General features: G+C 40.7%; 14 protein-coding genes and 1 other RNA gene. 9 read left to right on the forward strand and 6 right to left on the reverse strand.

What is annotated here, in order from left to right:
• Nucleotides 1-15: 15 nt before the first annotated feature.
• The 4 genes from HWQ40_RS08035 to HWQ40_RS08050 form a co-directional block, all read right to left on the reverse strand.
• Nucleotides 16-660, reverse strand: a complete 645-nt coding sequence (locus HWQ40_RS08035) for a class I SAM-dependent methyltransferase (RefSeq protein ID WP_292776402.1) — start codon at nucleotides 658-660, stop codon at nucleotides 16-18.
• Nucleotides 644-1,033 (reverse strand): DUF120 domain-containing protein, encoded by a 390-nt coding sequence (locus tag HWQ40_RS08040; protein ID WP_292776403.1) that lies wholly within the window; start codon nucleotides 1,031-1,033, stop codon nucleotides 644-646. Before HWQ40_RS08040 ends, HWQ40_RS08035 begins: the two co-directional genes overlap by 17 nt.
• A gap of 225 nt (nucleotides 1,034-1,258) precedes the next feature.
• Entirely contained in the window at nucleotides 1,259-1,867 is a 609-nt protein-coding gene (locus HWQ40_RS08045) for a TetR/AcrR family transcriptional regulator (RefSeq protein ID WP_292776405.1), read from the reverse strand.
• Nucleotides 1,868-1,980: 113 nt separating this feature from the next.
• Nucleotides 1,981-2,484, reverse strand: coding sequence for a GNAT family N-acetyltransferase (locus HWQ40_RS08050; RefSeq protein WP_292776407.1), 504 nt, complete (start codon nucleotides 2,482-2,484; stop codon nucleotides 1,981-1,983).
• A gap of 464 nt (nucleotides 2,485-2,948) precedes the next feature.
• Between HWQ40_RS08050 and HWQ40_RS08055 the strand changes: the two genes are divergently transcribed.
• A complete protein-coding gene (locus HWQ40_RS08055; RefSeq protein WP_292776409.1) occupies nucleotides 2,949-3,434 on the forward strand; it encodes a sulfur transferase domain-containing protein in 486 nt (161 codons plus the stop codon).
• Nucleotides 3,435-3,720: 286 nt separating this feature from the next.
• Here the strand turns inward: HWQ40_RS08055 and HWQ40_RS08060 are convergent, their stop codons facing one another.
• On the reverse strand, nucleotides 3,721-4,044 hold the full coding sequence (locus HWQ40_RS08060) for a hypothetical protein (protein ID WP_292776412.1): 324 nt from the start codon (nucleotides 4,042-4,044) through the stop codon (nucleotides 3,721-3,723).
• 736 nt (nucleotides 4,045-4,780) lie between these two features.
• Between HWQ40_RS08060 and HWQ40_RS08065 the strand changes: the two genes are divergently transcribed.
• The 8 genes from HWQ40_RS08065 (at nucleotide 4,781) to HWQ40_RS08100 (ending at nucleotide 16,404) form a co-directional block, all read left to right on the forward strand.
• Nucleotides 4,781-5,305, forward strand: coding sequence for a pentapeptide repeat-containing protein (locus tag HWQ40_RS08065; RefSeq protein ID WP_292776414.1), 525 nt, complete (start codon nucleotides 4,781-4,783; stop codon nucleotides 5,303-5,305).
• Nucleotides 5,302-6,468, forward strand: coding sequence for a 5-(carboxyamino)imidazole ribonucleotide synthase (locus HWQ40_RS08070; RefSeq protein WP_292776416.1), 1,167 nt, complete (start codon nucleotides 5,302-5,304; stop codon nucleotides 6,466-6,468). Before HWQ40_RS08065 ends, HWQ40_RS08070 begins: the two co-directional genes overlap by 4 nt.
• Before the next feature lie 60 nt (nucleotides 6,469-6,528).
• A non-coding RNA gene (gene ssrS / locus HWQ40_RS08075) (6S RNA) lies at nucleotides 6,529-6,712 on the forward strand.
• A 136-nt stretch (nucleotides 6,713-6,848) separates the two neighbouring features.
• Nucleotides 6,849-12,266, forward strand: a complete 5,418-nt coding sequence (locus HWQ40_RS08080; RefSeq protein ID WP_292776418.1) for an ATP-binding sensor histidine kinase — start codon at nucleotides 6,849-6,851, stop codon at nucleotides 12,264-12,266.
• A gap of 167 nt (nucleotides 12,267-12,433) precedes the next feature.
• Nucleotides 12,434-13,699 (forward strand): pitrilysin family protein, encoded by a 1,266-nt coding sequence (locus HWQ40_RS08085; RefSeq protein WP_292776421.1) that lies wholly within the window; start codon nucleotides 12,434-12,436, stop codon nucleotides 13,697-13,699.
• Between the two features lie 94 nt (nucleotides 13,700-13,793).
• Complete coding sequence (locus HWQ40_RS08090) at nucleotides 13,794-15,065, forward strand: pitrilysin family protein (protein WP_292776547.1); 1,272 nt, start codon at nucleotides 13,794-13,796, stop codon at nucleotides 15,063-15,065.
• Nucleotides 15,066-15,175: 110 nt separating this feature from the next.
• Entirely contained in the window at nucleotides 15,176-16,171 is a 996-nt protein-coding gene (locus HWQ40_RS08095) for a peptidoglycan-binding protein (protein ID WP_292776423.1), read from the forward strand.
• Nucleotides 16,172-16,248: 77 nt separating this feature from the next.
• Nucleotides 16,249-16,404, forward strand: coding sequence for a hypothetical protein (locus HWQ40_RS08100; protein ID WP_292776426.1), 156 nt, complete (start codon nucleotides 16,249-16,251; stop codon nucleotides 16,402-16,404).
• A gap of 391 nt (nucleotides 16,405-16,795) precedes the next feature.
• On the opposite strand, the gene HWQ40_RS08105 is transcribed toward HWQ40_RS08100, so the two are convergent.
• Nucleotides 16,796-19,438 (reverse strand): S8 family serine peptidase, encoded by a 2,643-nt coding sequence (locus tag HWQ40_RS08105; RefSeq protein WP_292776428.1) that lies wholly within the window; start codon nucleotides 19,436-19,438, stop codon nucleotides 16,796-16,798.
• Between the last annotated feature and the right edge of the window lie 37 nt (nucleotides 19,439-19,475).

A 19,475-nucleotide genomic window follows, 5' to 3' on the forward strand; every position in this document is an offset into this window, starting at 1 on the left:
AATGCGCCTTGTAAGCTAGTCACAAAGCAGTTTTGACTGTTTTCGGAGATGTCTAAAGTAGCGAGGATGGTTGTTTGGGTTGCGGTGTTGACCATCAATCAAATCCTGTTTAACAATCTCTACAAACTCTGGATCATCTAAATGTCCCCGAAATAATCCATCTAAGGTTGAAGCAAAACGAGAAACTCCCGCAGCAAAAGCAAAACCTCCAGTTCTTAAGATCCGATGAGCTTCACGCAAAGCAATAATCCGATCTGCGCGCTCAGTCAGATGATACAAAGGCCCAAGTAACAGAACAGCATCAACGCTATTATCCGCCCGATTGAGTTGCCGAGCATCTCCAACTGCCAAACTAGCTAAAGGATATTCCGGTTGAGCTTGAGACAAATGTCGGGCTTGCTCTATGTGCAAAGGAACCGCATCAATGAGATGGACTTCATAGCCCTGTTGAGCAAGCCAAAAAGAATAAACGCCAGCGCCACCGCCAACATCGAAAATCACTGCGGGAGGAGGCGGTAGGTAGCGGCTAATAAGTTCTTGGCTTCGGGCTAATTCCAGCAAACCTGCACCTTTTGATAACCGGTTTTGCTCTCGACCACTCGCGTAATGGATTAACGCTTCATCTCCAAGCAGATTGTTTAATTCAGATAAATCTGGCATCGTGAATCTCAACTTCAATCAAATCATTATCTTTAAGGTTATATAGCTCCCGAAGTTTCACATTGCAAGCTATCTCAATAATTGTTTTCGGATGATCTCCACTTTCGGTATTATTTTTGTCTGTTCTTAAGATAAAAGCATCTCTGCCAAATATCTGACAAGGAACAATGCTCACAGAAACAGTCCCTCCATATTCTTCCTTTTCCAGACGCATGACATTTTTCGGGAGATGGTAAGGTTGATCTAACTGAATATTTAAAGTTCCAGGAAAGAATTTCATTCCCGTTTTTCTCAAGTAATATTCTTGGAGTTTCTCAATCCAGTAAGAAAAGTTTCCTAAACCACTCACAACTTTACCTTTCAAGATTTTCATCTATCTTTATTTGTATAAATAGGCTAGTACCGCAAGGCGGAAGTCAAAAGTCAAAAGTCAAAATAATTATATTCCGAGCTTCTTGCGCCATTTGAAATGGTATGTTTATTTATGCCATGCTGTACTAGTATTTATATCTATTGAACATATTATAATGATTTGTCTCTAACTCTTTCCCCCTGCTCCCCTGCTGCCTATTTGTCTCAACCTTAAAATGAAATGGTATTAGAGGGGAGTGGCACTGATACCGCATACAAAAATATCTACACAGGTTTCGATATAGTCCTCACAGCTATAGCTGCCTTGATTGAATTTTGCACTGCGGCATAACATTCCAGCTAATAGCATTCCTGTAAACATATCGACAGCCGGAAATGGATCGAGGTCTGCTCTGACAGTGCCTCGTTTCTGACTCGATTGCAGGTAAGCTACCAGTTTTTCGGCTAAGGGCTTGGCAGCTTCTTGAATCACTTGTTTGGCTGCCTCTGGATGACGTTTGGCTTCTCCAATGAAGGTACGAATTAAGTCCTCCTGTGTCTCTAGCATAGTATTGTAAAGATGGGCATACTGTTTTAAATCAATTTTGAGATCCTGTGTCCACGCTTCGGGGTGTGCAAGAGCTTCTGTCTGGAGTGCTAAGGCATTTTTCATTACTGCCCCCAGAAGTTGTTCTTTGCTAGCAAAGTGGCGAAATAAAGTCACCTCATTCACACCAGCAACACGAGCTATTTCACGGGTAGTTGCTCCTTGAACACCTAAACTGGCAAATACCTGCAACGCGGCTTCTATCAAACGTGTACGGGTGAGAGTTGATGAACGGATAGTTTTATGCATTTATGCTGGCAAGTACTTACTTTCATCATAGATTATGTGGAAAAAGTGGTCGTAATTTGGGGAAAATATTGTTGATGCCAACATTTTTAAAATTATTGAAAATATTTACCTTCTCAAATTGATTTTGGTGTGGTAGCTAATGTTTTACTCATTTTAGTAACTGGAACAACTATCCCACTTCTTAAATAATGAGGTGCTTTTTGGATGGCAGTAAATCCTAGTCGTAAATAAAACCCTTCAGCATAAAGGCTAGCAGTTGTAATTACCTTATCTATACCTTGCTCAGTTGCTTCATCGCAAAAATGTTGAACTAAAGCACGGCCAATCCCTTTACCTTGATATTTAGGATGGACATACAACCCGATGAGTTCATCAACAATGAAACTAGCAAAACCTATAACAACATCTCCCTCGATCGCAACCCAGAAAGATTCTGCTTTCATACTCTTCAAGATATTTGAACCATCAGGTTTATCGCGGTAATTGCGCCAAGCTAAAAGTTCTTTTTGGGTGTAGAAAGTTGCAGGTAGAGCTTTGATAGCAGCAATATGAATTGCACTCAGCACCCACGCATCTGTTTCTTGGGCAGGTCGAAGAGATATTTCGTTAGCGCTCATAGGTTCAGGGCTGGCATTCAGATTACAAGAGAAGGCAGGAGGCAGGGGGCAGGAGGCAGAAGGCAGGGGGCAGGAGGAAAGAAGTATGAATGAAAACTTTACTTCTGGGCCATCTGCCTAATTTAAAAAGAAGAATTGTTCTATTTATACCCTTGTTCACGAAAATCTTGATCCAATTGCTCTCCCAACTTGCCCAATAGCATAACTCCTGAAATATAATCTACGGTAATTTTATCGAGGAAAAGTATAATAAGCTCTAATCAACACTAAATCTATCGATAAACCGTATATTATGGATAAAGCAATAAAAGAATCGGCTTCAAAAGACTAATTTTGAAGTAGTTAAGCAATATCTTGTGATATTTGGCTAATTTTGTTGTGTTTATTTTGAATATCTTCTCAAAGCTTGCGCCCTTAGAGTATTTAGCAAGCTGGAAGATATTAGAAAGTTAAAAGGAGTGAATGTGATCAACGCTATACAAATTAACGAAAACTTGACAACAACAGGACAAGTCATACCGAAACAGCTTGAGCAAGCTATTCAAGAAGGTTTTAAGTCCGTTCTCAATTTGCGATCGCCTGATGAACTAGGATTTTCCAAAGATGAGCAAAAAGTAGCGGAAGCATTGGGGCTGTATTATCAAAATGTTCCACTCAAGGTGGATCTCAAAAATTTGAATGAAGAGGTGATTACTAAAATCCTCATGACACTCGAACAAATCCCGAAACCAGCAGTTGTGCATTGTGCCGCCGGGATGCGATCGACTGGAATTGCGCTGTTGAGTATCGCTATCCAGGAAGGATTAACACCAGAGGAAACCTTAGCTAAAGCAAAAAATCTCGGCTTTGGATTCTTTGAACACGCTGGTGTTAGTCCCCGATTGAAGCAATTATTTGTGGACTACGTTAACAAACACGCGAAGGTAGCTTTACCTGCTAGCTGCTCTTAGATGTTAGTTATTTCTAATTGTTATGTCCTAATAGACTAGACGGCTGCTATACAAATCATTGAAGAAGAATTCACAAGTCAGAATCAAGACGCTCTCTACAAGACGCTGCGCGTAGTTTGTTTCTTTGCAGCGGTAGTGAGTCGCACAGAATTCAATTCTGTTAGCGGATAGCTAAGGTTTAGCCCATTCTGGCTCCTGACTCCTGAATTCTTTCTTGTGAAATTAAAAACTGCTCTTGCTGAAAGTAAACAAGAGCAGTTTTGAATAGCAAAGCCCAAATCATAATTTAGGCATCTTCAAGTTCAAATTGAGCCACCGTAACAGCATTAAAAGCGAAAGCTAACACTAATGGCATTGGCGACTGAAACCAAAAGGTCAAAAGAACAGCTAGTATTGTGCCAGTTACTGCGGACATTGACCACAATCGTTCTTCAAAAGTCAGTCCTTTTTCGGCTTTAATCAATCTGAGAACATGAACTGGAATTGGTTCCGGCATTACCCCACCCGGAGGGAAAGCCCAGAAGTTGTTACGTCGCTCAACAAATAAATCTGTCCAGCCATTTTCTTGGCACCATGCCTCAATCCATTGAAGTGAGTAATGATTCATCATCGGGTTTGGGAGTTCGGTTTGTGGAAGTTGTGTGCTTGGTGAATGTAAACTCTTGGAGATTCCTGAAGAACTAACTAATCGCTATAAAATTAAAGCTAATGATCGATCTTTAAGCTTTGTTAAGCAATTGAGACGCATATAATTACGCTCAAACCTTGCTTTCATTAATTAAAAGACTAACAGTTGATCGGGTTTCTTGAATTCAAAAGACAACAAACTTTACTTGAAAAATGGAAAGTCAAGAATTGTAAATCAGTCGGTAAGTATTACTGCTCAATAAAACTCTTTATATCTTGAAATTTAAATCTCCAAATGAAGAATTGTAAATAAGTCAACGAGCGTAGGCATAGCCCATACTAAAACATTGCTTGATTCAGCTAAATTATTCCTTTAGAGTTAGGAATTTCAACTTTTATCTTCATCAAGAGCGATAGATTATGCTCCCCGTCTCTATTTTGCTAAAGCTTGCTTGATGTGAGAAATAATTTATACTCAGTCATTGCGATCGCTATTGTGTTTGATAATTATTGTTCTGATATATAACTTGAGTGCGATCGCAGATTGGCACTCTTTACCTCAAGTAGCAGGGATAATTTTGCTAAAGTAAGAAGCTTATGCTGTTTTTGCGTTACAAAATATTAAGCAACGGAAATACACGTTTTCCAAGTCCAGTAGCAAGGCTGCGAGTCTCAATTAGTACGATCCAGTCTTGCTAATATTCAAGTGCGGTAATTAAATGCGGCGATTGTACACTAAATTGGCTCTCAATATCTTTTGGCGGCAAGGGTTGGCGTTCCTCCTGGGAATTATTATCTGGTGTGTGGCCGATCCAGCAGTGGCAGTAGACTGGACTCATCCACTGTCATTTAGCAATGCAGAGTTATCAAGACGTGATTTTTCTGGACAGAGTTTGCAAGCTGCGGAGTTTTCTAACGCCAATATGGAATTGGCTAACTTTACAAACGCTGACTTACGGGGAGCAGTCATGAGCGCTTCGGTGATGACAAAAGCAAATCTCCACGGAGCGGATTTAACGAATGCAATGGTCGATCAGGTAAACTTGACTAAGGCAGATTTGAGCGATGCAGTTTTCAAAGAAGCTCTTTTGCTCCGCGCCATATTTAATGATGTAAATATAGACGGTGCAGATTTTACAGATGCAATTTTAAATAGAGCGCAAATCAAAGAACTGTGCGAAAAAGCCAGTGGTGTGAATTCCAAAACAGGCGTGCAAACTCGTGATTCTCTAGGATGTCAATGAAGCGTGTTGGTGTAATTGGTGGCGGACAACTTGCCTGGATGATGGCGGATGCAGCACAGAAGCTAGGAGTAGAACTAGTAGTACAAACTCCTAGCGAACACGACCCGGCCGTGTCAATCGCCAAAGAAACTGTTTTTGCGCCAGTTGATGATGCAACTGCTACGGAAATATTAGCTCAAAAATGCGATATCATCACCTTTGAAAACGAATTTGTGAACCTGCAAGGTTTATCTCTTTTAGCAGAGCAAGGCGTTTGTTTCCGTCCCAGATTAGAAGCTTTAGCTCCTCTTTTAGATAAATATCATCAACGTTGCTATTTACGCAATTTGGGCTTACCAGTTCCTGAATTTTTCGCTCTTGAGGAGGTGGAAAATCTTCAATCAAAAATAGAATATCTAGGTTTTCCAGTAGTTTTGAAATCCCGTCGTCATGGTTATGATGGTCAAGGTACTTTCATAATTCAAGATTTTGCTACTTTAGAACAAAAGTTAAGTGATGAAACCACAACAAATACTTTAAATCAATCACTTTTCTTGTTAGAAGAATTTGTCCCATTTGAAAGAGAACTAGCAATAATTGCAGCTCGTTCTGTGGAGGGAGAAATTGTCACTTATCCAGTAGTGGAAACCCAACAAGAACAACAAGTGTGTCGGCGGGTGATTGCGCCAGCCGAGATTACGCCCAATCAAGTAGCAGAAATCCAAGCGATCGCACATACTCTATTAAATAGCCTAGAAGTAGTGGGAATTTTTGGAATTGAGCTATTTCTCGGGGCTGATGGCCAAGTTTTGGTAAATGAAATTGCGCCCCGTACCCATAATTCTGGGCATTTTTCTCTTGACGCTTGCGAAACTTCTCAGTTTGAGCAGCATCTTCGAGCCGTTTGTGGTTTACCTTTGGGAAATCCGGCTTTGCAGGGCGCTGGCGCTGTGATGGTCAACCTACTGGGGTATGAAAATTCTCACAGCGACTACCAAAATCAGCGTCAAAAAATAGCAGAAATTCCCCAAGCGCACGTTCACTGGTATGGGAAGACAGAATCACGTCCTGGGCGAAAGTTAGGGCATGTTACTGTTTTGCTGGATAATCAGAATCGAGAATCGGCAGGTGCATACGCCAATAACATCGCCCGCACCATAGAATCTATCTGGTATCCCAGGTAAATAGATCGGAAAGTTTCGATATTGAACACACAACATCTTTTGAAAAGCTATAATGAGTGAGTTGCACTACGACGTTGGTGACTGCCATCAAGTTTTTTGATCTATGCCTTTAATGACAAGGGAGTCAACTGTTCTCGTGGCAGTATACCGGGCATGTACCCGGAAACTTTAAACGAGGAATTTAGGTTCCCACCTGGATAAACCCAGGTCATAAACTTAGGTAAAACGGCGTCGCGGTGAACTTAAAATTATTAGCTCCCAAAGTCAGTTAGAATTTGGGAGCTTTAATTATTTCAATCAGTTTAAAATAAGCGAACTGACAGCAAAGATTGCTATGTTTTTGGGAAACCTAGATACTGAGGTCTCAAGAATTAAGCCCTATGGTCAGCATTCCCGGATATCACGTTAGCAAAGAACTCTACAACGGTTCTCGAACCTTGGTTTATCGTGCTAATCGAGAAACTGACCAAAAATCTGTGGTGATTAAGCTGATGAAAACTGCTTATCCCAGCTTCAGCGAATTGGTACAGTTTCGCAACCAGTTCACCATTGCCAAAAATTTGAATCTCCCTGGAATCATCCAAACCTACAGTCTGGAATCCTATCAGAACGGCTATGTGTTAGTGATGGAAGACTTTGGGGGAATTTCTCTAAAGCAGTGGCAAGACAGAGGAGAGAATAGGAGAATAGGGGAAACACCGCAAGCTCTCATTGAGTTTTTACAAGTAGCGATCGCACTGTGCAATACATTAGATATTCTAATTCGTTATCGGATCGTTCACAAAGATATTAAACCTGCCAATATTTTAATTCATCCAGAAACTAAAGAAGTTAAGTTAATTGACTTTAGTATTGCATCTTTATTGCCACGAGAAACTCAAAGCCTCATGAGTCCTAGTGTATTAGAAGGGACACTTGGCTATTTGTCTCCAGAGCAAACTGGACGGATGAATCGGGGGATTGATTACCGTACTGATTTTTATTCTCTGGGTGTAACTTTTTACGAATTACTAACAGGGCAATTACCATTTCAATCGCACGATCCGATGGAATTGTTGCATTGTCATATTGCCAAACTTCCGCCTTTAGTACATGAGATTAATCCACAAATTGCGCCTGTACTCTCATCTATTGTCAGCAAATTGATGGCGAAAAATGCCGAAGACCGCTATCAGAGTGCATTCGGACTGAAATATGATTTAGAAAATTGTTTGGCTCAACTCAAGGAGACGGGTAAGATTGTAAGTTTCCCAATTGCTCAACGGGATGTGTGCGATCGCTTTATTATCCCAGAAAAACTCTATGGGCGTGAGCATGAAGTTGAAACTCTGCTCAAAGCATTTGACCGCGTTAGCAACAACCAAACAGAACTAATGCTGGTGGCTGGTTTTTCTGGTATTGGTAAAACTGCTTTAGTTAACGAGGTTCACAAACCTATTGTCCGGCAACAGGGTTACTTCATCAAAGGCAAATTTGACCAATTTAATCGTAATATTCCCTTTTCCGCTTTTGTGCAGGCATTTCGAGACTTAATGGGACAATTACTGAGTGAAAGTGATGTCCAATTGTCAACTTGGAAAAATAAAATTTTACAAGTACTTGGCGATCAAGGGCAAGTCATTCTTGAGGTAATTCCTGAACTAGAACAAATTATTGGTCAACAACCACCTGCAACGGAACTTTCACAGAGTGCAGCCCAGAATCGCTTCAATTTACTCTTTCAAAAGTTCATTCAGGTATTCACCACAAAAGAACATCCATTAGTAATTTTCCTCGATGATTTGCAGTGGGCTGATTCTGCATCACTCAAATTGATGCAGTTGTTGATGAGCGAGTCAGGAAGTGGCTCTTTACTTTTAATTGGGGCTTATCGAGACAATGAAGTATCTACCGCGCATCAGTTGATATTGACTTTAGCGGAGATTCGCAAAGCCAATGCGATAATTCACAGCATTACTTTAGCTCCGTTAAGTAAAGCTAGTTTAAATCAATTGGTGGTTGATACCTTGAGTTGTTCAAGTAAAACTGCTCAACCACTAACGCAACTCGTCTATCAAAAAACTCAAGGAAATCCATTTTTTGTAACCCACTTTCTCAAAGTATTATATGAAGATGGGCTGATTACTTTTAATTTTGCTCAAGGTTACTGGCAATGTGATATTGCTGCTGTGAAAGCACTTGCCCTTACGGATGATGTTGTAGAATTCGTAGCGCTACAGTTGCAAAAGTTGCCAGATGCAACGCAAAATATGTTGAAATTAGCTGCATGTATTGGCAACCAGTTTGATTTGCTAACCTTAGCAATTGTTTCTGAACAATCGGAAACCGAAACAGCAGCATCTTTATGGAAAGCTTTACAAGAAGGGTTAGTTTTACCTACTAGTGAAGTTTATAAATTTTTTCAAGATAATGAACATAATTCTGACTCAAACCCCTTAAATTTTAATTTCCAAATCCCCACCTATAAATTTTTACACGATCGCGTGCAGCAAGCCGCCTATTCGTTGATTCCAGATGAAGAGAAACAATTTACACATCTTAAAATTGGTCAATTACTCTTGCAAAATACGTCTATTGTTCAACAAGAGGAGCGAATTTTTGAGATTGTCAGTCAGTTAAATTGTGGAATAGCACTAATCATCCAGCCGACTGAACGTCAACAGTTAGCTCAGTTAAATCTGAATGCCGGTCGAAAAGCGAAAGAAGCTACCGCTTATGGTGCAGCAATTCATTACCTCAATTATGGAATGCAGTTATTGCCGATTAATAGTTGGCAAATCGCCTACGAACTGACTCGAAATTTATATGAAGAAGCCGCCGAAGCTGCCTTTCTCAACAATGAATTTGAGCAAATGGAATCTCTTATTCAGGTTGTCATCGAACAAACAACAACTTTACTAAATAGAGTGAAAGTTTATGAAGTTCAACTTCAAGCTTATCAGGTGCGGGATCAATCATTGCAAGCGATCGCCACTGGGCGTGAACTTCTCAATCAACTTGGGGTAACATTACCTGAATCAGTAACACCTTCAGACATTCAACAATATGTATTAAACACGCTCTCTACATTGGCAGGCAGAAGTATTCAGGGCTTAGTTGATTTACCATTGATGGAAAATACCAAAGCTTTGGTTGCTTTACGGATTATGGCTAGCATTGCTCCCGCCATCCACCAGAATTGCTCGTATCTGTTTCCAATTTTGGCCTGCGAAGAAGTGAATTTATCTCTTAAATACGGCAATGCACCACTTTCTGCACCAGGGTATGCAGATTTTGGAATTGTACTTAATGCTTGTAACCAACTAGAGTCAGGCTACGAATTTGGTAAGCTAGCTTTAATGCTTGTAGATAGATTTCAAGCAAGATCTGTTCAAAGCATGACTATATTTAAGGTAGCTGCATTAAATCAATATAATAAACAACATATTCGCAACTCAATAAGTTTATTACAGCAATCGCATAATATTGGATTAGAGACAGGCGATTTTTTTCATGTGATTACATCGATGATTTTCAAGTTATTCTATGTCTATTTAAGTGGCAAAGAATTTTTAGAAATATTGCTAGCAGATATCAGAGCCTATGAGTCTAATTTTGCAAAAAATCAGCGCTTATTAAATTGGTCGAATATAGTCTGTCAAAGCATTAAAAATCTAACCGAATATAGTAATAATCCAGAGTCCCTCATTGGAGAAGATTGTCAAGAAGAACAACTTTTATCTTCTATCATCAAAGAAGACGAATTAACACCCCATATATTTTTCTTAAATAAGTTAACACTCAGTTATCTGTTTGAGAATTTTCCGGCGGCAGTTGAGAATGCTAATCAGGGAGAGCAATACCTCAACGGTGTCCCAGGAATGCTATCTGTGCCAGTCTTCTATTACTACGATTCTTTGTCCCGGCTTGCTGTCTATCCAACGGTTGAACAGTCTCAACAGGAGAAATTACTCTTGAAGGTTGGCGAAAACCAGGAAAAATTGCAGTTTCGAGCCAAATTAGCACCGATGAATTTCCAGCACAAATTTGATTTGGTGGAAGCAGAACGCCATCGGGTTTTGGGGGAAAAGATGCCAGCAATAGAATTGTACGATCGCGCCATAACTCTAGCGAAAGAAAACGAATATATCCAAGAAGAAGCCTTGAGCAATGAACTAGCTGCCAAGTTCTACCTCGAATGGGGCAAAGAAAAAATCGCCCAAGTTTATATGCAAGAAGCTTATTACTGCTATGCTCGTTGGGGTGCTAAAGCCAAAACTGACAACCTAGAAAAACGCTATCCTCAACTCCTGGCTCCCATCTTACAAGGGCAGCATCATCGCTTTCAATTGAGTTCAACTATCGATGCATCATCATTTCTACATCAAACCATCCACACAAACCTTTCTAGCAGCATTATTTCGGAAACCCTCGATTTTACCGCCATCTTTAAAGCCTCACAAGCTCTCTCCAGTGAAATTCAATTAGAGCAATTACTCACTACCCTTTTGCAAGTGGTGATGGAAAATGCCGGGGCACAAAAAGCTGCTCTGCTTGTACTCCAACAGGGCGACTTAGTGGTTGAAGCTGTAGCTACCATCAACGAAGGAATCACTCTGGTATCTGTACCATTGTCAACCAGCGAAGGCATTCCCGTCACATTGGTGAACTATGTCAAACGCAGCTTAAAAACTGTTGTGCTGGATGATGCAACAGCACAAACTGATTTTATCGCCGACTCATATTTCATGCAGCAACAACCTAAGAGTGTGTTGTGTACGCCGATGTTAAATCAAGGTAAACTCATCGGGCTGCTATATCTAGAAAATCCGCTGACAATTGGTGCATTTACAAGCGATCGCACCGAAGTTATCCAACTGCTATGCGCTCAAGCTGCCATCTCTCTAGAAAATGCCCGTCTTTATCAAGAATCTCAAAATTATGCCCAACAGTTAGAGCGATCGCTACAAGAACTTGAGCATACCCAATTACAAATGGTGCAAAATGAAAAAATGGCAACCTTGGGTAATTTGGTTGCTGGGGTGGCACATGAAATTAATAATCCCATTGGATTTCTCAAAGGCAGCCTTAACAATGCCGAAGAGTATATTCAAGACTTACTCGCTCACATCCAATGCTACCAACAACATCATCCCAATTCTGCGATCGCAGTCATTGAGCATGGTGAAGAAATTGACCTAGAATTCCTGACTGAAGACTTACCAAAGCTAGTAGGCTCGATGAAGGTGGCTTCAGAAAGGATCAAAGATATTAGCATTAGTCTCCGCACCTTCTCCAGAGCCGATACAACCGAAAAAGTTGCTTGTAACCTCCATGAAGGGATTGAGAGTACGCTGTTGATTTTGAAGTATCGCCTCAAAGCTAACGAAAAACGTCCAGCAATTGAAGTCATCACTGAATACGGAAAATTACCGCCTGTTAAGTGCTTTTTAGGACAGCTAAATCAAGTATTTATGAACATCCTTGCTAACGCAATTGATGCCTTAGATACTTCCTGCGAGGGGCTTTCTTTTGCCCAAGCACAAGCCAATCATCACCAAATACTGATTCACACCGAAGTATCCAGTGGCCAAAATATGGTGATAATTCGCATCAAAGATAACGGTCAGGGGATACCAGAGGAGGTTAGAGCAAGGATCTTCGACCACCTATTTACAACAAAAGAGGTTGGGAAAGGAACAGGATTAGGATTAGCGATCGCTCGTCAAATTGTCGAAGAAACCCATAATGGACGGTTGAGTTGCAATTCTGTGCTTGGTGAAGGAACAGAATTTGTCATTGAGATTCCAGTATTTTAAGTAATTTGCGATTTTCCTCTCAATGCATAACGCTTCTAATTTTTCGGTAATGTGGAGAACAGCAATAGCATAATTCTACTAAATCTGTATAACTTGATTCTAAATGAGGTAGCGTTCAGAGTTAAAATTACACAATTGCGTTGAATTGTGGTTAAAACTACAAAAAATTGTTAAAACAACTAACTAATACCGTATTTCCAGCCTCGGTCTTCCGACTAGAGAGTGGTTTAACTTTTATTCATCAAGAAATTCCCACTACTCCTGTAGTTGTGGCGGATGTTTGGGTGCGTGCTGGAGCCAGCTTAGAGCCAAAACCGTGGTTTGGCATGGCGCACTTTTTAGAACACATGATTTTTAAAGGTACGGCGACGCTACCCCCTGGAATGTTCGATTCCAAAGTGGAAAATCGGGGTGGCGTGAGTAATGCAGCAACAAGCTATGATTATGCTCATTATTCACTCACCACAGCTGCTACTTATTTAAAAGATACTCTTCCCTACTTGGGAGAACTACTACTCAATGCGGCAATTCCAGAAGATGAATTTAGCCGGGAACGGGATGTAGTGCTAGAGGAAATTCGCTCTTGTCAAGATGATTCCGATTGGATAGGATTTCAAGCGCTGATTCAAAGCATCTATCCACATCATCCTTACGGACGTTCGGTGCTGGGTACTGAGCAAGAACTGATGCAGCAATCACCAGAAGCAATGCGCTGTTTTCACCACGCCCACTATCAGCCGGAAAATATGACGGTGGTAATTGCCGGAGGTATAGCCCAGCAACCAGCTTGGGAAATGGTAAATCATTCATTTGCTGATTTTGCCGAACGCTCGAATTGTCCGCAGTTTGAGAAAGTGACAAAGCCCGCGATCGCAGGAATTCATCGTCAAGAGTTGTGTTTACCACGCATAGAGCAAGCGCGATTGTTGATGGCGTGGCTGGTACCCGGAGTAGAAGATATTCGTACTGGCTATGGTTTAGATTTTTTGTCAGTGTTATTGGCAGAAGGGCGAACTTCGCGTTTAGTGCGCGATTTGCGAGAAGATTTGCAATTGGTACAGGGAATTTGCAGTAGTTTTTCTCTACAACGGGAATCGAGTTTATTTACAATTACTGCTTGGTTAGAACCAGAAAATCTGGAGGAAGTTGAGTCTTTAATTTGCACTCATTTGGATGATTTGCAGACTAAAGGAATTAGTGAACAAGAACTTGCTCGTACACGCAGACTTCTATGTAACGAGTATGCCTTTTCTACCGAAACGCCAAATCAACTTACAGGGCTTTATGGATATTACAATACCATTGCCCAAGCTGAATTAGCTGTGACATATCCCCAGCAGATTCAGTCTTTTGATGCCCAAGAATTGCAAAAATTAGCTAAACAGTATCTCTCGCCACAGAATTACGCGGTTACTGTACTTAAACCGTGTTAGTTATTGAGCATTGGGCATTGGGCATGGGGCATGGGGCATGGGGCATTAGTTTTTGACAAATGACAAATGACAAATGACAAAGGACAAAGGACAAATGACAACCTTGCTACAAAAATCGCCCATCCATCGCACTGTATTGAACAATGGCCTTGTCGTGCTGGTGGCAGAAAATCCGGCTGCGGACATTATTGCAGCACGAATCTTTGTGCGTGCCGGTAGTTGTAACGAAAATCGGGAACAAGCAGGGTTAGCACATTTGTTATCAGCAGTGATGACAAAGGGATGTGATGGACTTTCTAGCTTGGAAATTGCAGAAAAAGTTGAGTCTGTAGGGGCGAGTTTGAGTGCGGATGCTGGCACTGATTATTTCTTGCTATCTTTCAAGACGGTAACATCTGATTTTGGGGAAATTTTAACATTGGCAGGGCGGATTTTGCGATCGCCGACTTTTCCCGAAACTCAAGTCGAACTAGAACGGCGTTTAGCACTCCAAGATATTCGTTCCCAAAAAGAGCAACCGTTCAATGTCGCCTTTGAACAAATGCGGCAGGTAATGTACCAAAATCATCCCTACTCCATGTCAGTGCTGGGAGATGAAACCACCATGAGCCGCTTAACTCGTGCAGATTTAGTGGAGTATCACCAGACTTATTTCCGTCCAGATAATGTAGTAATTAGTATTGCTGGTAGAGTCACACCCACAGATGCAGCAGCGTTGGTGGAAGAAGTTTTTGCTGATTGGCAATCCCCATCTCAGGCACTACCAATACTGAATTTACCTGAGATTAAGGTAGAACCGCAGGTAAGACTAAAGCCAATACAGACACAACAATCAATCGTCATGCTTGGGTATTTGGGAACATCGGTGAGTTCTGTTGACTACGCCGCCCTGAAGTTGCTATGTACCTACTTAGGAAATGGGCTTTCTAGTCGCTTGTTTGTTGAATTGCGGGAAAAACGTGGTTTAGCTTACGAAGTATCCGCCTTTTACTCCACAAGGCTATTTCCAGCGTCGTTTGTGGTTTATATGGGTACAGCACCAGAAAATACCAGCATTGCTCTAGAAGGACTGCGTACAGAAGTAGATTTGTTATGTACTACCGAAGTATCTGAAAGCGCACTCCAAGCTGCTAAAAACAAGATCCTGGGGCAATACGCCTTGGGTAAACAAACGAACGGGCAAATTGCTCAGATATATGGTTGGTATGAAATTTTGGGCTTAGGAATTGATTTTGACACAAAGTTCCAAGAATTGATTGCGGCGGTGAGTGCTAAGGATGCGATCTCTTCAGCTTGTAAATATTTAAAAGAGCCTTACTTGTCTTTAGTTGGTCAAGAAGAAGCAATTAATCGCGCGATCGCGTAACTGAGAATGTGCCGCAGCTACGCCCATCAGAGATATTGTAAAATTCAGCAGCTGTTTTTTAGACCAAGCGGCTGTACCATTAGCATGAGAATATTCTGGGAGTGAATTCCATGCAAAGCAGCCTGACAGCAAGTATTTTGAGTTACTTAAAATTACTAGACCCAACTGTAAATCGCTGTAAAATGGAAAAACAGCAAAAGGATTGGTGGCCAAAGAGGTCTAAATCTTTATCAGCTATTAAAATACTCTTGTTCTTGGCTACGCCTCTGTTTATTACCTCAACGACTCTAGTATCAATAGCAGCCCCACAAAAAATTGCCCAAGTAAATCCTGGAAATAGCATCAACCGCCCTAGCCTCAAAGTTGGTAGCCAAGGCGAACGTGTGACTGAACTTCAGGCAGCTCTGAAACTTTTGGGTTTTTATTCTGGTGCAGTAGATGGCATTTTTAGTGAAAATACAGCTAATGCTGTTTCCCGATTTAAACAAGCAGCTGGCTTGAATCCAGATGGCGTTGTTGATGCCAGCACTTGGCAACGACTTTTTCCTAATCAACCAGTAGCAGCATCAACCGCCCCTTCATCCCAGCCAAGATTTAACTCAGCTACAAATTTTCCTGTTCCAACCCAAGCTAGTAACCTCACCAACGTTGTAAATCCCAACCCCAACTCTCCCAGACAAGCTGTAACACAAGTTCCGACTAGACCAGAACCAAAACCTACCACCCCAAAAAAAGCTGTAACCCAAGTTACGAACAACCCTGAACCAAGACCTGCTACTCCCAGAAAAACTACAACTTCTAGCACAAAGAAACCGCCGAAGCGTACTACATCAACTACTCGAACTCAGTCAAACACAACTACAAAACGAACTCCTGGTATTCAATACACCTCAGAAGGATTGCCAATTTTGCGTATAGGATTACGTGGTTCTGAAGTTGTTAAGTTGCAACAACAATTGAAAAAGCTTGGTTTCTTGAAAGGTGATGCCGATGGAGACTTTGGCGAGACAACCGAAGCAGCAGTGAAAGCTGCACAAAAGCGCTATGGTTTAGAAGCTGACGGCGTAGTTGGTGGCTCTACCTGGGAGGTTCTTTTGCGGCGTTAACCGTATCCCTACTCTTAAAACTTGGTACATGTAGCGTCTCACCCGTCCGTAACCAGAGTTACGGGCAAAAATTCGGCGTGAAACTTCCCTACGGGACGCTACGCGAACGACAAGCTCAGTGCCAAGATGCGACTTCTCTACAAGAGGCTGCGCCAACGACAAGGCTCAGTACAAGTCAGTCGAATGCTGCCCACCGTATAAAACTAGATAATTTATTTCTTGGAAATCCCTAATCACTGAGGTTTCTCGACTTAGAGCTGATTCGTAAACAAAAGCTTAAGCCGCCATTCGCTTTACCATTAGACGAATCAATGAGCCATAAATCATTGTTTTGTGTGAATTTCGCGCTAGGCACCCGCTCAAAAACTGAGCTAAGAGAACTGACACTGCGCCCAAAGGCAGAATACCAAGCATTGCAAACCGTGCGACAATAACAGCTTTCCGCTGATTGGAAAAAGCTCTATGACGCAAGAGCGGGAGTTGAGGGAACGAGCATTTTTTGACTTCGCCAATAGCATAGATTGCTCATTTACCCTCTCTTCCAAGACTAATTCGAGTCAAGAGTGATAAATAGAGGTATTTCATTTGCTTCCGTTAGGAGCTTGACTTTTAAGACAGTCGCTTTTATCGTGGCACTTGCTTCCAATGTGCGATTACACCAGAAATCACCAAAGCATAATCTTGTGTGGGTTGCACAATCTTTTTTCCAACAATTTTGATTTTCCATCTTCCTGTTATGGGCGCATCAACAATGCAACCTTCGACATTATTAACACTATCTATCATGCCTCGCTCATCGAAATCATTGCCAAGATAATATCCGCCTTGAGGATTATAGACTACTAGGTTAAGATTATTGACAAGTTGACCTAGTGGTTGTTTACCTGGATAGTCGGTGTAAACTAAGGTTACTCGCAAAGGAATTGAGTTGTCGATTATCTCAAATTCGTATTGATGCTCCTTCTGACCAGACTCAAAGAAACCTTGGGTTTGATCAAAAAATTCGACGTGATAAGGTGGATTAATAATCCGACTAAGGTTTATTCTGCCCCATCCTTGCTCATTATCTGCCCATTTTTTAGAAGATTTATGAGTATAAGAGTATTGAAAATACTCTGCTGAATGAATTAATGCTGCTTTGAGTAAAGCTGCACTCGGATTACTAATGTTCTTCTTTGTGCGAAGATATTGACGAACTAATGCCGCGCTGCCAGCAATTAAAGGAGTTGCCATAGAAGTCCCACTCATATACATATAATCTCCTTTAGCTGGTGGATAAGCAGCTTCTGAGTAATGCGTAATCTGACAGGAGCGAGTGGATAAAATGAAAGTGCCTGGCGCGATGACATCAGGCTTATAACGACCATCTTGACAAGGACCTCGACTGCTAAAGTCAGCAAATACCCCTATTGTTAAACAGTTTTTTGCCGTTCCTGGTGGCGTAATTGTTCCCTGTTGATTACCTTTATTCCCAGCAGCGAACACAATCAAAAAGTCTTTGTGTTGCCAAACAAATTCATCTAGCTGAAGACATCGGCGATTATAACACCCAAATTCACCTCCTCCCCAAGAATTAGAATGAATACGTGCGCCGTTTGTGAAAGCAAATTCAAATAATGTTTTGATGTTACTAGGAATTCCTAGCAAATCAGAAGCGGGAGGTATCAGTTTACGTTTCAAGAATGAGTGCATTTCTTGTATCTTCCATTTGGGCGTTTGCTCAACTGCTTGAAAGATCAATTCTGCTTCAGGTGCCATTCCCTGGATAGGAGGAAGTCCGTAGTTTTGTGCCATTCTTCCGCTTCCTAATGCACTTCCTGCTACATGAGTTCCATGTCCTGAATATTTATCCGATGCTCCATCATCATCATTAGGATTATTAACTCTGTTAGAATCTGAAGGTCTGATAGGATAACTTTTAATTATCTTGACCCTTCCTTGAAAATCAGGGTGTAGTATTGCTTTTTCTCCTGTATCTAACCCTGTATCTGCAATAGCAATAATTTCTCCACTACCAGTCAATTCAGGAATATAGTTGATGATAGAAACACCATTCGCAAGTAGGGGAACAGCAACATGATTATCAATTGTTTCGATGGTTTCTTCTTCTAACGAAATTAAACCTGGTAAACTTTTAAGAATTTCATAAGCATTAATAGGGTTACTATGACTGATTAAATCTACGACTAATTCATTAATATCAGCTTCTTCAACGACATCAATTTTCTCAGACTCTAAAGTTTTTAGAGCTTCATCACGGTCTTCTTCAGTAAAGAAACGAGCAATTAAAATACCTGGAATAAAATTGTTATTAATTTTAAGAGTTTGGGAATTTTCGACTATTTTCAGTCTTGCGTCTGCCAACATTTCTTCGGTAACTTCTACTCCTAAATCTTTTAAATATTCCTCCTGCACTCTAATAGTTGGCTCATAAGGGGTTACGCTAGCAACTTCTCTAAAATTTTTAATCTTAGTCAAAATCTCTTCACTTGGTACAGAAACAATAAGTTCTGAATCTCCTATCGGTTCTAAAATTCTTGCGCCTGTATTTCCTATTCGTTGCTTCCATTCACCGCGAACAGGAAATCTAAATTTAACGACTTGCTCTTTTTTGTAAGGCATTTTAGATCCTCTTGAGTCTTCCGCAAGGTCTTTTGAAAGTTTTTCCACTGGATAGACATTTTTTAACTGTGTAATTATTTCTTCATTGTTAGAATCTACAGAAATAATTACAAAAGCGCTATAAGCTTCAATTATTACTATTTCTGGCAAAAGTTGCTTAATCCGATCTTCAGAAAAGAAGACTTGATAAACTCCTGAAGTAAAGAGTTTTGCTTCAATGTTTTTTTGAACTTTTTCAACAAAGTCTTGAAATTCAGGCTCATCATATGGTAAATTATTTCTGATTGTTTGTATTAAAGATAACTCCTTTCTGCCTCCTTGAGTAAAAAACCACCATAGTGCCTGCCAAAAATCTTTAGGATCACTAGGATTTAATAACTGTGTTTTTTTCCAGATTCTTTCCAGATAGTTCCGTAATTCACGAACTTTTTGAATTTCAGCAGCTTTGCTTGCTTTTAATTCTTGTCCTTTTTCTCCTGTACTAGCTTCATTAATTAATAACTGGATTGATTCTATCTCTGAATTTAAAGATTGCAATTTGTCTTTTTTTAAAATAATATTCATCTCTTTGTCTCGCACAATGCTACTCAGTTCTCTATCTGCATTTTCAATACGCGATTCAACTTGCTCGATAACTGCTGACATATTGATCTCCAAGCAAATAGTACGAAAAAAGTTTATT

Origin of the sequence: Nostoc sp. NMS9, assembly GCF_017114995.1 — a bacterium.
In the GTDB taxonomy this organism is placed as follows: Bacteria; Cyanobacteriota; Cyanobacteriia; order Cyanobacteriales; family Nostocaceae; genus Nostoc.